Source organism: Shimazuella alba, from assembly GCF_009831235.1.
Taxonomy (GTDB): Bacteria; Bacillota; Bacilli; order Thermoactinomycetales; family Thermoactinomycetaceae; genus Shimazuella; species Shimazuella alba.
This window is the reverse complement of the sequence record NZ_WUUL01000005.1, coordinates 154,607-169,528: the sequence shown is the minus strand read 5'-3', so window position 1 is coordinate 169,528 and position 14,922 is coordinate 154,607. Positions and strand designations below refer to the sequence as shown.

The window sequence follows — 14,922 nt, the reverse complement described above, 5'->3', positions numbered from 1 at the left end:
GCGATCATTTAAATCAAGCATGTGGGTTTAGTTTTCATTGATAGAACATTTGTTTATTTGTTGAACTAGAGGACAAAACAAGATTTGTATGGAATAATTTTTTATAAAGGCTGGATTCTTTTTCAAATGAGAATGAAAAAGAATCCATTTTAGTTTTTGAAAGATGAGCAGTCTAACAATCACAAAAGAAAAATTAGATAGATCAAAAGTGATCAACTATATATTTATGAAACAGAGTGTTCTGCCAAAATTCCAATCAGAAAATGTGAGTAATGCCATTGATAATCTCTTCGGTCTTCATGCTGCACGTTTACCTACTCCATTTACTACGTTGTTTTCGAGGGTTCCTGGTTTTGAAACTCAAGCTTTATGGGATCACCTATATGTCAAAATAGATCATATTAAACTTCGATGTATGAGAAGGACACTACATATTTTTACCGCTGGAGTATGCTCCGATTGCCCATCGTGCTACTATGCATTATCGATTAGCAGATTGTTACACTCTAATAAAAAAATTGGTGCGAACATGGACTATGTTTCCAAGATTAAATCCATTATTTTATCTTTTGTACAGAACAAACCAATGACTCCGAAGGAAATAGTCAATTTGGTAAAATTTGAGTTAGGGAATTTGTCGGACGAAGATAACAAAGTAATTACCACAGCGATGAAAGAATTATGGGAAGCTGGTGAATTGTGCTATATCAACAAAAGTACTCATTGGGGAAAAGAAGAGCGCTATTATGGCTATACTCCATCTGTCTATCCAAAATTACATTTATATCATATGGATATAAAAGAAGCGCAGAAAAAATTAGTTCACTATTATATTGATCGATTTGGACCTGTTTCCATCAAAGATATTGCTTGGTGGTCTGGGCTAAGTGTAAAAGTCATCCGAGATTCGATCAGAGAATTAGCTGATGAGGTTATCATAGTTGAGTTAGATGGAACAAATATAGAGCATTTCATGACCGTGAGAGGTTTATCATCTTATCTGGACACTTCTTTCAACAAGATGGTTGGTTAACTCTTTTAGCTTATGATGATCCCTCTTTAAAAGGGTATTATGAAAGCAGATTTTTGTATGTGGATCAAAAAAATTACGGATTGTTGTTTAACAAAATAGGGGAATCGAGAGCAAGTATAATCTTGAATGGAAAAGCAATCGGATTATGGATAATAGACAAGAGCAAAAGAAATATTGATTGATGACATTTGAAAAGGTAAATCTAGACGTGAAAAAACAGATCAAAAATCAAATAGAGCAAATGCACAGTTTTTTGTTTGGTTAGTACATCAAATCCAATGCAACAGAAGAGCCGTCCCTATGTCGCACATATTGCGTAATGAATCGTGGTTCCTCTACTCTGAATGCGTACGAAAAAACGACTGCCATTGAAATGAAGGAAGCCGTTTTTTCAAATGATTAAGATTCGAGGTGAAACTACACTGCCGTTAAGATGAGCGGCTTATCTTTGGTAATGACAACCGTGTGCTCAAACTGTGCAGCGTAGTGTTGGTCCGGCAGCAGCAGCCCCCAACCGTCAGCGCTCTCTTCTACATATTCTGCTCCGTCCGATACAAAGGTTTCTACCGCGATCACCAATCCGTTCGTGAGCAGCCTGTTGTCTCGGGGATCATAGTAATTCAGAATGCTGTCTGGCATCTCATGCAGTTCACGGCCAATGCCGTGCCCCGACAAATTGCGGATTACGGTGAAGCCGTCCTTGCGGGCTTCGTTGTGAATCGCCCGTCCGATGCTGCTGATCTTCGCACCCGCTCTGGCCTTCTGAAGCCCCTGATTCAGCGCGCGAAGCGAGCTCTGACACAGTTTTTCCTTGTGCGGCGAACGGGTTCCTACCACTATCGTTGCTCCGGTGTCAGCATAATATCCCCTCAGCTTCGCCGACACATCAATATTAACGATGTCACCTTCCTCCAGTACCTGAGGGCCAGGAATGCCATGTGCAGCCACCTCATTCACGGAGATGCAGGTTGTTCCCGGAAAACCGTAGGTAATATTAGGAGCGGAGATAGCTCCATGCTCATCCAGCACTCTTTTACCGATATGGTCGAGTTCCGCCGTTGTGACTCCCGCACGGACAGAAGACAGCATCTTTTCACGGGCCATTGCGACGATGCGGCCGATCCTTTGCAGAGCGATGAGATCATGTTCTGATTCGATGGTCAAGTTTTAAACCTCCAGTATTTGCGATAAAACCCACATTTCATTCCAGTATACTCGAAAAAGAGCTTCCTGTCCCTCCAGGAACTATATGGTTCTTTGGCTTGCGCAAAGGATTTCACAATAAGATTGTCTTCAGCGACATCAGGCTAAAGGCTGCCCCCAATCGGTCAATGAGAATCATGATCATAGAAAGTGGAATAAAAAATGCTGGCAGGGGTAATTGTACATCCCTATCATGGAAATCAGGTTGGCAAAGAAGAGAAAAAGTGGTTTGCTGATACTTTTTCTAAAAAGATAATTTCTGATGAAATTCCAGTTGTCTCAATAGATGCCAATCAAATTATTTTTCTCAGAATTATTACAAAAACTGTGGTCCAAATTCATCAAAAAGTGAATTGAGTCGTCTTGCTCAACAAAGCAGATTTTCCATCGACGGTGTGAAGACGGATGAAGTAAATGCAGATATAGATGTAAAGATGAAATGTGTCAAAATAGGCAAACGAAAATGGTCAAAGTTCATCATAAATTCACTAGTAGACATAACAGAAATCGGTATTCATTATGAGATCTGATTTTTCGAATTAAAGGAAAAGAGTTGTCAGATTTGTTATGATTACGTTTTCTGAGCCTTTGGTAATGAATTATATATCTACAATTTTTTTCTGTTGATTTAATCCGAAAAGTATGCCTTTAGAGGATTTGCCGAGTATGCATGTTGTTTGCAATTATTTAAGATAAAAGATCATATGGATTATCAACCAATTGGCTTTTTCTACTCTACTTTTGCACCATGAGATTTTGCTAATTTTACCACTTGTACTAAATCTATCTGCGCTCGATTTACATTTTTCAAATCTATACCATCTAATATTGCTCCTCTTTAATCTGTTCCCTGAAAGGAAGCTCCAGCTACTTGTGTATAACATAGATTGGCATTTCTCAGATCAGATTTTTCGAAACTCATTTGATATAGATCTGCTTCGATTAATTGCACACCTGATAATTTGCAATTAATGTAATTTTTGGTGTCTTAGTGAGGTATAAGACCAATTCTCCTTTAATCGAAACTCCAGACATAGTTGCATCGCCAAATGTAGAGCCTGTCATTTTGCAATCTTGAAACACTGTTACAAACAAATTGGCTCCTTCAAACTTGTAATTTGTGAAGGCGGTATTTTATGGTGAGACGAATTTAAAGAGCTATTAAACGACAAACGAGGTTTCAACCTGCAAGGGTTCAATGAAAAGGTGCCTTCCGTAATGAAACTCGCTTCGATTGAGAAGGGTATGATGCCTGCAGCTTCAATCTGAGGGGTTTTAACCGTGAGGGCATCTACCGCAATGGAACCCGTTACGACGATGAATGCTTTGACCTGAACGGTTTTGATAGCAGTGGGTTCAATGGTTTTGGGTATCATCGAAACAGTACTCGTTTTGATGAGGATGGATACAACAAGGATGAACTCGATAAAAATGGGTTCAACCGAGAAGGTTTTCATCTAAACTATTTTGCCAAAACTACTCAGCGGAATATCTAGATTTGATTTTAGCTAAATAAGAGAATGAATGTTTTATGACTTTCTATCAGTTTACGATGGATTGATAGTTTTTAGTATAAGCATTTTAAAAAAGAGTCTTCTCTTACCTTTGAATTAGAAGAATAATATGATATCTGTTTTTTGTTAAAAAAGTAGAATCCTTAACTGTTGACAATACATTTTGCATAGGGTCTGAAACCTTAATAATGCGGATGATCGTCAGCGTCTTCATGAAATCATCTTTGATGCTCTTTATTAAGAAGGGAGTCAAGGCAGCAAAGAAGCATCAGAAGCAGCTGTATAGCTCTAGGTGAGAAAATTGATGTCGCGATTTTCTCACCCACTAAAAATGGCAGAATCCATGACTATCAAACAACCAAGTTTGAGTTGAGAAATTACTATTTTAAATAAATAAGAATTACTTTTTTAAAATAAAAACCAAGATAAATCGCTAATTGTAAATGAAGCGGTCTATCTTGGTTTTTTATAAATTATTTATGGAGTGAAGGAAGCTGTGAGGAACTTCTAACCTAAAAGTTTCAATAGATAATACAAAAACCATAGCTTTCTTTTTCCTGTATATTCTGTATAATAAAAATTGGAAAGTCATAGGAAAGAAGGAATATTTATGACTAAACCCAAAAAAATGTTAGAGAGCCGCCTAGATTGTCTTGCAAAGCAAGTTGCCTTTGAAAAATTAGTCAAGATGAAACGATATCGGATGATTGGATGTTCCATCAGTTTGAGTGTGGTTGTTTTTGTGACATATTCCATCATTTCACCAATTCCGGTCAGCGAAGAATATATATACAGCATAAAAAAAAATCGAGCTAGTAGTCTTTCAGACGTACCTATTTCAACGAAAAAAACAAAGATGGATAAACCTCCCCAAATAAAGAAAGTACCAGAATCAAAAGCAATATTACCACCAAAAACGACTGCCATCACAACTACCAAGGAAAGTTTACCTGTAAATAAAAAGATGGTAGCAGATTCACCAACAGAAATAGAAAAACCAAAAGAAGATGCTCCTTCTGCTACTGTTCCGCAGAAAGCTTATCCTGTTTGGGATGATAGTGTGGATTACCAAGTTGGGGATCGTGTCACATACAAGGATCATATCTATGAAGCAAATCAAGCAAATTCAGGTAAACCTCCTGATGAAAAGGGTTTGATATTTGGAGGTTATTGGGACGAAGTGAAAGAGTAGACCAATTATTTCCACTCTACCACCAGCAGAATATCTTCGATGCCAATTCTCTTTGTTAACATTCCATTTTCCATGCAAATCCATTGATCATGAGTGGCGATTTCTGTGATATAGCCACTGAACTGATGATGTCCAAAGGGGCTTTGATACAAAATAAGTAGTGGTTTTTCAATTGAAAATGCATGTTCTAGTTTGTACATAATATCATTTTCCATGGTGATATAGGGAACTGCAGGAATAGGTAATGCTTGACTAGTTTCAAGCAAAGAGCGATACATGGCAAGACCTCCCGAACAAAAGTTCTCTCCTGTTTATTATAACCGAATATTTGTTCTGGTCAAGTGATGATTTATATATGCTAAAAATAATGGGTATCCATTATTTATTTTTTTGGGAAGAATAGTATTAGACCTCATATAAGTGCCTAGAACCAGTATCCATGCTAATACTCATCTTATCGACAATTATATTAACCACTATGATAATTTTCGATGGATCTATGTAAAAGTCTTGCTATTCATACACATCAATAAAATGCACCGGTTCTAAATAGGAACCAGTGCATTTTTTGATGAAATACTTTTCCTTTGATATTTGCTAGTCATACACTTCATTGTTATATCTTATCCATATAGGAATGGAACGTTCTTGACTGTACCTTCTCCTTTCATCTCTTTGCATCTTCCATAACGATTGGTGCTGGTATGGAGACATTAGTGAATATCGAAATGATAAGACTGTATTTATATCGATCAAACAAGGTAAGTGCTTCTTCGCCATCTACTGCTACATCTATCTTATATAATTCTCTTACAAGATATTTCCTTAGTAATTCCCTAATCTCTTTGTCATCCTCAGCTATAAGTACCCGAATTTCTCCCATCTCTTAATCTCACATATAGTATGTTTTAAAGGATCAATCTTGTATTACTTTACAGGGGGTAGTCGCATACTATCAAGCTGTTCTGTCTTGCTTCGCTGCACCAAAGATGATGAAAATAGATGGATTTGGTAGATTTGGCTATTTCGTTTTAAATGAGATATATAAGCCTTCATAATTCATCTAACAAAAGTTTACCGTGATCGTTAGGGTGTAGGATATCGCCTATTATATGTCTAAGCGTGTATTTTTCTTTAGTTGATACGACTAAGGAGCGATCAAATAGAACCTTTACAAGTGAATGATCTCTGGTAGAGCAAAGCTGGTACACCCTTGCAGGTGTTCCGTTCGGATCGAAGCGGTGACCACTGGCGATGTGCAAGTATCCTTATATCGTACAGTGAGCATTGATGGTATGTTATTAGCTGGAACAATGATACACAAAAACAATTTAGGATTAACTTTGATCATGGCTAGCAGTTGAGTTTGAGGTGATAGGGTTCTTGTTCTAGTCCGCCAGATAGATTTTCCATCTATTGGTCAAATAGAGTTTCGTGACATGGATGCTGGTTCTACCCCATAGCCATCAAGCTAAGAGAAGTGAAAGATGAAAAGGGAGTAAACAACATAGAAGAATCTTGGCATATGAAAAAGGATGGCATAACAAACAAGCCTAACTAGTTTTGTTTCAGACCGAAGAAAAAGCATTTCTGAAAATCGTTTCAGAAGTGCTTTCGTATGTGAAAAGATAAATTTTTGCGCAAAACCATCAAAAAATCGACGAGAAGGAAGAATTCGTCACCTGGCGATGGCGAGTTTCTTCAGATTCATGGCAGCGAAAACAAGCATCGCTTGGTGCTGAACTTTTCACTTTCCTCTCAGGTTCGTCTAGCGCATACCATGCTTGACTTTCATATCGGCAAAAACTCGCTCAATCGTTTCTTTTCTCTGTGCATAGATTTCCTTATTTCGTGTCGTATGTCTTAGATGCTCTGGTTCTAGAATGTAAAATGGTCAATTAGCTCATCTAATTCCCATTATTTATTATATATGTTCCTTTTTAGAAATTTATATAAATACGGGAGTTGATACTTTTTTATGTATTTGAGTATATCCATCATTGATTTCCACAAGAAAAAAGCAATATGCTCGAAGTTCGAATACCATTTTGAAATCCGGGACTTTATTATTTATTGTGTTCCTGCAGAAATCAGATGATAAAAACAAAGTCTCCATTTAAAATGATGGATAATCAACGGTTTTGAACACAGGAGTTCTCTCCTGAAGGAAACCACTTTCACTATCTCTGATCTGTTTTTTCAATCTTTAATCTCTGGAGCAAAAATTCGCTACAGAGAAAAAGAATTAAATACAAAACGACTTGGACCTTACTTGGGACATCTCAAGTCGTTTTTACATTTATCGGGAAAATTAGGATGCGTCGTTCGGTTGCTGATTCTGCCCCTGCTTGGATTCAACCGCTTCATCGCTGTCGGTTCCAACATGGCGTAAGGTGACGGCTGCGAGTATGGAGAGGATCGAAATGCTGACTGCGCTCGTTGCCGCTGCCACATTGAATCCCGCCGTGAAGGCTGCCTGCGCTTCCTCAAGCAAGCCAGGAGGCAGTTCTTGCGCTACCGAAGATGCCCCCGCGAGGCTATCTCCGACGGCCTTGTGGACATCATGAGCCAGCGTGTCGGGTATCTGATCGAACATCCGGTTGCGATAGACGGCGGTCGTGAGGCTACCCAGCGTGGCAATGCCAACCGCTAGGCCGAGTTCCTGCAGAGTCTCGGACATGGCCGAGGCTGATCCTGCCTTCTCCGCTGGCGCCGCGCCTACCACCAGGTCCGTGCCGAGCGCGGCGATAGTGCCAAGACCGAGATAGACAAATGAAAACGCGGCTGTGACCAAAGCAACGCCAGATGGCTCGTTTTCGAGACGCGCGAGCATCAAATAGCCGATGACCGACAGTCCGAGCGCGCCCGCGATCACATAGCCGGGCCGAATACGCCGCGCTGCAAGCGGTGCTGTGATGCCAGCGGCAAGCATAGCGAGCGCCGGTGGCCCCATCCAAAGCCCCGCCATCAGCGGCGATAGGCCGGAGACCAGTTGTAGGTACTGAGTGACCAGCAGCATCGTTCCGCCGACGCCGATGAGACCCACAAGGAGTACAACCAATGCAACGCTGAAAGCCCGACTAGTGAAAAGATTCAAGTCAATGAGAGGACTTTCCAGTCGGCGCTGTCGCCGAACGAACAAGATCACAAAGGCAAGCCCACCAGCAATCGCGAGCGTCGTTCCGGTACTGAGCCCATCTTTGGAGATCTGCTTGATGCCGTAGATGATGGGTAGCAGGGCCAGGAGAGAAAGGATGACGCTCAGGATATCCAACCGGCCATCCTGTGGTGCCCGGTATTCCGGAAGGAGAAATGGTGCAGATACAAGCAGGAGCCCGACCACCGGTACCGCGACAAGAAAGGACGCACCCCACCAGTAGTGATCCAGCAATACACCGCCCACAACTGGCCCAGCCGCCATGCCGAGCGCGAACATAGTTGCCCAAACCCCAATTGCCAGCGCACGCTGGTGGTGGTTGACGAACATGTTGCTGATAAGTGCTAGCGTCGATGGCATCAGTGTCGCGCCTGCCACACCAAGCGCCGCGCGTGCTGCGATAAGCATGGCGGCGCTGGTTGAATAGGCCGCGAGTACAGAAGCTATTCCGAAGGCAACCGCCCCGATCATCAGCAGCTTACGCCGCCCGATGCGATCACCCAGCGTTCCCATCGTGATAAGGAAGCCGGCGATCATGAAGCCATAGGCGTCCACGATCCATAGGGCCTGTACGCTCGTCGGCCGTAGATCAATTGCCAGCGCCGGCAACGCCAGATGCAACAGCGTCAAGTCGAGCCCGAGTAGGATGGTTGGTAGGGAGAGAAGCGCGAGCCCGACCCATTCGCGCGGTCCGGCGAGCCTCATGGCCTGAAGTGTGCGTCCAGCAGGCCCTTCAATGGTGCATGGATTTTCCAAGAGAATCACTCCTTCTGATCTTCAATTTAATTAAATTACCTAGGGATTAGTTTTTTAAAACCTCCCGAATAATGGCTAGCGACTGTTGTTTCCGCTCATTTCCCGACAGGGAAATGAGCGGATTTTTCTTGCCAAGGTTGGCGTGATAAGAGACAATGAATGGCGTGTGCAGTCGGAAATTGTATCGCCATTGATTGTCCAAGGAGCAGCGAAAGGAAAAACAAAAAGAAGACGTTATGAGCTACAACCCCGCCTTCCTCGCACAAGCTTTCTCTCACAAAAGCGTTATGGAAAAGAAGACAAATGTAAAACCCCCATCGTAAAACCGAAGTCGGCGGAGCAGTTGGTCCTTTGTATGGCTAGCCGCCTCCTGCAGCGCCACGGCGGACAGATTCGGGAACGGAACCATGCGATTCGCATACGCAAAGGCTGTTACCGTTGTCCGAATTGCCGCTGGTCCCTAACGGCTTGTTCACTGGAACAACCGCGCTCCCTCCCTTTGTGGCATTCCACCGTCCAGCACATTGGCATGCAATACCACTTGGGCGGAATGAGTAAAAACGACTTCCTATATTCGGCACCACATGACTGTAGAGGCCGGTGTTTGCCGAAAGCGCGATCAGCCGGATCTTTGGCAGCAAACCAGGAGCTTCCACGTGACTGCTCCAATTACTTCTGAAAATCGTTAATGCTAGACCATTTTTTCTCCTCCATTTTTTATTGTCTAAGTCGAGTATACATGCATATTATTATCAAGTATAATGATTGTTAGTGATATTGATATCACTTCGAATGATGGGTGGTGTAATTCTTGGAACTAAGCGACCTAAAGTTATTTCAAGCAATTGCAGAAGAAGGAAGCATTTCTGGAGCTGCAGAGCGTTTAGATTATGTTCAGTCCAATGTAACTGCAAGGTTACGTAAACTAGAGGATGAGTTGGGAGTCCTGCTTTTTTATAGAAGACCTAAAGGAGTTCAGATCACAGAAAAAGGCGCACTTTTCCGTAAGTATGTAGATTCAATTTTGCAAATGGCAGATGAGTCGATCAAAATACTTCAAGATCACGGTAAACCAAGTGGCTCATTAAAAATAGGTGTTGTTGAAACGGTTACGTGCGGAAATTTCATGAACCTAATTGCTTCTTATCAATCGCAGTATGAACAAGTATCTCTCAGTTTAGAAACAGGCAATCCTCTTGAATTAATGGAGAAGGTAAAGAACTTTGAATTAGATGCTGCTTTTGTAACAGGTGAGCTTACTATTACAAATTTTGTTATCGACTATTTATTAATGGATGAAATTGTATTATTATCTGGCAGGACAGTAGATGTCTCAGCTTTAATAGAGCAAAAGTGGGCCATCTCTCCAAAAGGTTGTCCTTTCAGAATGAAATTGGAACAATGGTTGAAGGATGAGGGAGTTGCTCTAAAGAACTTCATTGAGATTAGTTCATTAGAAACGATTTTAAGCAGTGTAAGAGCTGGGTTGACGTCTACCATTTTGCCTAGATCGGTTTTAAAAGGTCCATATGAAGATTTACATGTGTACCCTATACCCGAGTCTTATCAATTTATTGAAACAGGTCTTATCAGAAGTAGAGAAAAATATGTGAGCTATGCTTACAAAGCTTTTGCAGATCTAGTTAAGGAGGAAGGCCTGTAAAACATGTGGAATTCCAAGGAAGGTATACTATAAAATACGTAGTTCCTATAAATCATTTAAGACCTTGCAATTTCGTTCCAACAACAAGAATCACCAACCTGTGATTGAAGCCTTTGGGTAGTACCCAGATAAATTATGCATGAAAAGATGATGTTCCGATTCAAGATATTGTTCCTGCCAAATGAAAAGACAATGTGATTGAAAAAGATTCAAAAGGGAACTTGCGGATCAATCGGATGAACTATGAAATTTGCGTTCTCCATGTGCTACGTTTGAGTCTTCATGGAAAAAGAAGTATACGGATTGAGGCATTCGAAAAATCCTCAAAAAATATTCTGATTTAGCTGGGATGGAACAATCCATTTCGCCACATAAGTTCCGTCATTTCTTAATTACTTGGTTAAAGAAGCAAGGGATTGATGATGCTTTGATTCAACCCTATTCCGGTGATACTAGAGCCGTCAATCGCTTGAAGTTTACTCGAAATTAGCCATAACAAAAGCTCAGGATGAGTATGATCGGGTGATAACGTCATTCCCGATATAAAATAATGAATCTAGATCTTCTTTGGGATTGGTTTATTCCATTATATGGTTTCGTTTACCTCTCAGGCGAGAGTTGCTGGTTCTACCTCATACCAACAAAATAGTCCCCCAAACCGAAAAAAACACGCTATTCTTTCTTTAGGAAATGAAAATGGAAAGGATGACGTGTTTTTCTGTGAATGTATCCACCAAAGAAGAACTTCATTTGTTTTCGCAGGTATTGCAAAAATATCTCTCTCCAACCGAACTGGAGAAGTTGGCAAAAGCAACCAAATACGTGAGACGAACGAACAAATATCGGGGCCAAGATCTGGTTACCTTGTGTGTTTGATTGAGTCACAATCTAGCCAGTACCTCGCTTACTCAACTATGTAGTAAACTAGAAGCTGCAACACAGATCAGCATGAGCCCCGAAGGTCTAAATCAACGGTGGAACGAAAAAGCAGTTGCCTTTCTTCCGCAATTGTTTGCACGCCTCCTAAAAGCAGAACTAGGTTCAGCGAGTGCCATCCCAAATGAATACCGTGATCATTTTTTGCGAATCCGGATTTCGGATTCTACCACGTTTCAATTACCGGATTCTCTGACCGATCATTATCCAGGTACGGGAGGATGTAGTCATACGACTGGGGTGAAGATCCAATTGAAATACGACTTACATAGTGGACAATTTTTAAATCTGGACGTAGGTGCAGGGAAAAAGAACGACAAAACCTTTGGCACCACTTGCTTATCCACCTTCGAGCCGGAGACTTGTGTATCCGAGACCTTGGTTACTTTTCGCTAGAGGATTTGGATCAGATGGATGGGCGTGGTGTTTCTTATGTATCTTGTTAGAAGCTCAATAACCGGAACTATCAAAAGAATCCAGCACCTGAATTTCCCCAAAATGGAACAATTAAGAAAAAAACGGAGTATCTCTTACTGGATATGGAAGAAAAGATGGGTTAAATGTAGCCAAGAGAAACCATGGGAATTCGAGATGCTTACATTGGGAAGGATAAAAAGCTGCCTGCTCGAGTCATTTTATACCGTCTGACGGAAGTTCAAGTACAGAAAAGACGAAAAGATCAAGCCTATAAAGAGAAGAAAAAAGGAGTGAAATAATCCGAGAAAAGCAAGCGGTTAACCGGAATCAACGTCTATATTACCATTGCTTGTTAGATCGTTCCCAAGGAACGAGTTCATAACCTCTATTCTTTGCCTTGCCAAGTGGAGATCGTGTTCAAAACATGGAAATCGTTTTTTCAAATGGATCGATGCAAAGAAGTCAAACGAGAGAGGCTAGAATGCCATCTCTATGGACAGCTTATTGCCATCCTTATTTGCTCCTCTACCTTATTTCGGATGCGAGAGTTGTTGCTGCGAGAAAAACAAAAAGAGTTAAGCGGGTATAAAGCTTTTTATATTATTCAAACGTATTTTCCTCTGTTCCATCGAGCTATACAGGAAAGCACCCAAGCTTATGCAAAGATCCTTCTCCGCCTATTCCATCTATTGGGAAAAAATGGGCGAAAATCTCACTGCTATGAGAAAAAACGGTCTTTGACATTTTGAGTATTGTCTATGAGTATACCATTTCGACTTCGAAAGGAGTATAGTTTTCAAAATTAAGCCTTATTTAGGCTTATTTGGTGTGCCTTCCTCTTCAAAATAGCATGGCTTTCTTGTGTTAGGTATTTCGTGAAAAACATTCGTTTCACTTAGCTTGATGGGCATGTGGTTCTACCCCTAATAAAGAAAGAGCAACTAAGGTTCTATCTGCGTCTAAGACTTGCCAATTACCAAGTTTTCTTTATAAACTTGAAGGAAGACAGGGGGGATTTGATGGAAGTTTGTTTATCGATTGAAGTGCGTTCTACAGAGATTGATGTGATGGGGCATGTAAACAATGCAAAATACCTAGAGTATCTGGAGTGGGGAAGAGAAGAGTGGTATAACCAAGTAAAACTGCCATTTGATGAGTTTAAGGCAATGGGAGTGGGAACTGTAACCGTTAGTATTCATATCCAGTACCGAAAAGAAGCCAAACAAGGTGACAGACTAACCATTCAGACAAAACCGCTGCGATGTGGCAAGAGTAGTTTTGTGTTTTTTCAAGAGATAAAAAATGAAAAAGGAGAAGTGGTTGCAGATGCTGAGGTCATCAGCGTGACGATCGATTTAGAAAATCGAAAGAGCAAACCACTTCCTGAATTATTAAGGCGTTATTTTGATTGACGTAGGGAACGTAGTTCGTCCAGAACTCCTTCAATTTCCATTAAAGTCAATTTGCCTTGCTTCTTTTTCACATAATAATATAATTCAGCGATGTCATCATAATTATCTGTAGAGAAATCTTCTGGTTGTATGAGAGCTGCATTCACTACATTCAAATGACTTTTTATTTCATTTACTAATGTTATAAGATCAGGGGTAGTCTTATCATTTGTATTCAAAATTTCTCATCCTTTTCTAATGAGGTGGGACAATGTATGCAAATCAGTATATCACATTTTTGTATACCTTTAACCAATTGGAGGATTACTACACCTGTCATGATCTACTGGAAGATCTCTGGTTAGAAGAAGGCAGAGAGCCTTTCTATCAAGGATTATTGCAGGTTGCTGTTTCTTGTTATCATGCCAGACAAGGAAACCGTCCTGGAGCGATTAAGCTGATGCAGTCTGCCATCCCGAAACTAACCATCTATCCTGATCATTGGGAAGGAATCCGAGTAGATAAAGTAATCTCAGATGCAAAGCAGTATTTAGATGAATTGGTGAAGTTCCCAAATGATGTGCCCTCATCTATCTTTATCGAAATATGGGATAAATCATTAATCCGCCTAGTCGAACAAATAGAGCTTCCATAAGGCTGCGCACTCACGTAATTTATGATAAGGTTCAAACAAAACAGTAGAATGTGCTGGTGCCGGAGACACCGTTATGTTTGCCTGTTTTGCATACAATAATGCTCTTGTCATATGATAATCATGTGTTACGAGATAGATAGAATCGATGGGTTTATCTCCTAAGAGAACAGCAGTAAATGCTAAGTTCTCTTTTGTATTGCTTGATTTCCCCTCCAAAATCATTTTGTCTTCTGGTACACCTCGGCGAAGTAGATAAGTTTTCATCGCTTGTGCTTCGGATTGTTGTTCATCATTACCCAAACCGCCAGATAAAACGAATAGATCAATTTTTTTATCTTTATACAGTTGCAGAGCAGTGTTCAGTCTCTCTCGGAGTGCTGGAGAAGGTTTGTTATGCCACAAGGCTGCACCGAGTATGATTGCTGCGTCTTTATGCTCGTTGCCTATTTGTTGCTCATCAAAACGGGATACTTTGATATACAGATAGAGAATAGAGCAGCAAAAAATGAGAATACAGCCAAACAGTACCCATATCCATTTATTTGTCCAAATCGTTATCAACTCCTTGGGGTTGCATTGTACAGTTTGATAGTTGAGAAGGATTTGGATGATCGATGATAAATTTCCCATTCTCTCGATTTAAATCAATTGAAATGCCAACCAGCCATTGTTCATCGTCAGGATACCAAACGATCGGTATCTTCTGTACGGTTTTTGTTTTCATTTGTTTCTTCTGTTCAATTACCTCAATTCCAAATGAAGGTGTATTGCAGCCAGAAGTAAGCAAAACAATGCGGATTGCGAGGGCTACATTTGTCGTTTCTTCCCATAATAGTAATCGTAATTTAGTTGCTGCTATTTCACTTATTTTTATTTCCATCGTTTATCACCATCTTTTATTTTAAACCTAAAGCTCGCATTCGCAAAGGATTATGATAAACTATAGGATGAAATATCAATCGAAAGAAACCCTAAGTTCAAGAGAACTTGGGATACATATGTAGG

Annotated in this window: 16 protein-coding genes and 3 pseudogenes; 9 read left to right on the top strand and 10 right to left on the bottom strand. The window is 40.7% G+C overall.

The features are described 5' to 3' along the window. Positions 1 to 163: 163 nt before the first annotated feature. The gene (locus tag GSM42_RS09345; protein WP_160801273.1) at positions 164 to 1,033 is read left to right on the top strand and encodes a DNA glycosylase AlkZ-like family protein; all 870 of its coding nucleotides are present in this window, start codon (positions 164 to 166) and stop codon (positions 1,031 to 1,033) included. A gap of 417 nt (positions 1,034 to 1,450) precedes the next feature. Here the strand turns inward: GSM42_RS09345 and map are convergent, their stop codons facing one another. Beyond that, entirely contained in the window at positions 1,451 to 2,197 is a 747-nt protein-coding gene (gene map / locus GSM42_RS09340) for a type I methionyl aminopeptidase (RefSeq protein ID WP_160801272.1), read from the bottom strand. Positions 2,198 to 2,398: 201 nt separating this feature from the next. Between map and GSM42_RS09335 the strand changes: the two genes are divergently transcribed. Continuing rightward, the gene (locus GSM42_RS09335) at positions 2,399 to 2,593 is read left to right on the top strand and encodes a hypothetical protein (protein WP_160801271.1); all 195 of its coding nucleotides are present in this window, start codon (positions 2,399 to 2,401) and stop codon (positions 2,591 to 2,593) included. Beyond that, complete coding sequence (locus GSM42_RS09330) at positions 2,590 to 2,766, top strand: hypothetical protein (protein ID WP_160801270.1); 177 nt, start codon at positions 2,590 to 2,592, stop codon at positions 2,764 to 2,766. The genes GSM42_RS09335 and GSM42_RS09330 overlap by 4 nt, the downstream gene beginning before the upstream one ends. 308 nt (positions 2,767 to 3,074) lie before the next feature. On the opposite strand, the gene GSM42_RS21350 is transcribed toward GSM42_RS09330, so the two are convergent. After that, a complete protein-coding gene (locus GSM42_RS21350) occupies positions 3,075 to 3,158 on the bottom strand; it encodes a pentapeptide repeat-containing protein (protein ID WP_420820984.1) in 84 nt (27 codons plus the stop codon). Between the two features lie 20 nt (positions 3,159 to 3,178). Further along, entirely contained in the window at positions 3,179 to 3,331 is a 153-nt protein-coding gene (locus GSM42_RS09320; RefSeq protein ID WP_160801268.1) for a hypothetical protein, read from the bottom strand. A 1,029-nt stretch (positions 3,332 to 4,360) separates the two neighbouring features. Between GSM42_RS09320 and GSM42_RS09315 the strand changes: the two genes are divergently transcribed. Further along, positions 4,361 to 4,942 (top strand): carbohydrate-binding protein, encoded by a 582-nt coding sequence (locus tag GSM42_RS09315; RefSeq protein ID WP_160801267.1) that lies wholly within the window; start codon positions 4,361 to 4,363, stop codon positions 4,940 to 4,942. Positions 4,943 to 4,947: 5 nt separating this feature from the next. On the opposite strand, the gene GSM42_RS09310 is transcribed toward GSM42_RS09315, so the two are convergent. The 4 genes and pseudogenes from GSM42_RS09310 to GSM42_RS09295 all read right to left on the bottom strand — a co-directional run bounded on the left by GSM42_RS09310 (position 4,948) and on the right by GSM42_RS09295 (position 8,855). Further along, on the bottom strand, positions 4,948 to 5,220 hold the full coding sequence (locus tag GSM42_RS09310; RefSeq protein WP_160801266.1) for a hypothetical protein: 273 nt from the start codon (positions 5,218 to 5,220) through the stop codon (positions 4,948 to 4,950). 449 nt (positions 5,221 to 5,669) lie between these two features. Further along, positions 5,670 to 5,825, bottom strand: a pseudogene (locus tag GSM42_RS09305) (response regulator); the annotation flags it as partial. Between the two features lie 795 nt (positions 5,826 to 6,620). Continuing rightward, positions 6,621 to 6,821, bottom strand: a pseudogene (locus GSM42_RS20585) (transposase); the annotation flags it as partial. 432 nt (positions 6,822 to 7,253) lie between these two features. Beyond that, positions 7,254 to 8,855 carry an MFS transporter gene (locus tag GSM42_RS09295; protein WP_237446537.1) on the bottom strand — a complete coding sequence of 534 codons (1,602 nt, stop codon included), beginning with the start codon at positions 8,853 to 8,855 and terminating at the stop codon, positions 7,254 to 7,256. 811 nt (positions 8,856 to 9,666) lie between these two features. Here GSM42_RS09295 and GSM42_RS09290 point away from each other — a divergent pair. From GSM42_RS09290 to GSM42_RS09275, 4 genes and pseudogenes are all read left to right on the top strand, one after another. Further along, positions 9,667 to 10,518, top strand: a complete 852-nt coding sequence (locus GSM42_RS09290; RefSeq protein WP_160801265.1) for a LysR family transcriptional regulator — start codon at positions 9,667 to 9,669, stop codon at positions 10,516 to 10,518. 349 nt (positions 10,519 to 10,867) lie between these two features. Next, positions 10,868 to 11,008, top strand: coding sequence for a hypothetical protein (locus GSM42_RS20580; RefSeq protein ID WP_237446536.1), 141 nt, complete (start codon positions 10,868 to 10,870; stop codon positions 11,006 to 11,008). 230 nt (positions 11,009 to 11,238) lie between these two features. Beyond that, positions 11,239 to 12,664 (top strand): annotated as a pseudogene (locus GSM42_RS09280) (IS4 family transposase). A 226-nt stretch (positions 12,665 to 12,890) separates the two neighbouring features. After that, positions 12,891 to 13,283 (top strand): acyl-CoA thioesterase, encoded by a 393-nt coding sequence (locus tag GSM42_RS09275; RefSeq protein WP_160801264.1) that lies wholly within the window; start codon positions 12,891 to 12,893, stop codon positions 13,281 to 13,283. Here GSM42_RS09275 and GSM42_RS09270 read toward each other — a convergent pair. Further along, the gene (locus GSM42_RS09270) at positions 13,271 to 13,501 is read right to left on the bottom strand and encodes a DUF1128 family protein (RefSeq protein WP_160801263.1); all 231 of its coding nucleotides are present in this window, start codon (positions 13,499 to 13,501) and stop codon (positions 13,271 to 13,273) included. The two genes, GSM42_RS09275 and GSM42_RS09270, sit on opposite strands and share 13 nt — an antisense overlap. A gap of 32 nt (positions 13,502 to 13,533) precedes the next feature. Here GSM42_RS09270 and GSM42_RS09265 point away from each other — a divergent pair, with 32 nt between their 5' ends. Then, positions 13,534 to 13,917, top strand: a complete 384-nt coding sequence (locus GSM42_RS09265; RefSeq protein WP_160801262.1) for a DUF309 domain-containing protein — start codon at positions 13,534 to 13,536, stop codon at positions 13,915 to 13,917. On the opposite strand, the gene GSM42_RS09260 is transcribed toward GSM42_RS09265, so the two are convergent. Continuing rightward, positions 13,891 to 14,478 (bottom strand): YdcF family protein, encoded by a 588-nt coding sequence (locus GSM42_RS09260; protein WP_160801261.1) that lies wholly within the window; start codon positions 14,476 to 14,478, stop codon positions 13,891 to 13,893. The genes GSM42_RS09265 and GSM42_RS09260 overlap by 27 nt on opposite strands. Then, positions 14,456 to 14,797: a hypothetical protein gene (locus GSM42_RS09255; RefSeq protein WP_160801260.1), complete on the bottom strand. Its 342-nt coding sequence runs from the start codon at positions 14,795 to 14,797 to the stop codon at positions 14,456 to 14,458. Before GSM42_RS09255 ends, GSM42_RS09260 begins: the two co-directional genes overlap by 23 nt. Between the last annotated feature and the right edge of the window lie 125 nt (positions 14,798 to 14,922).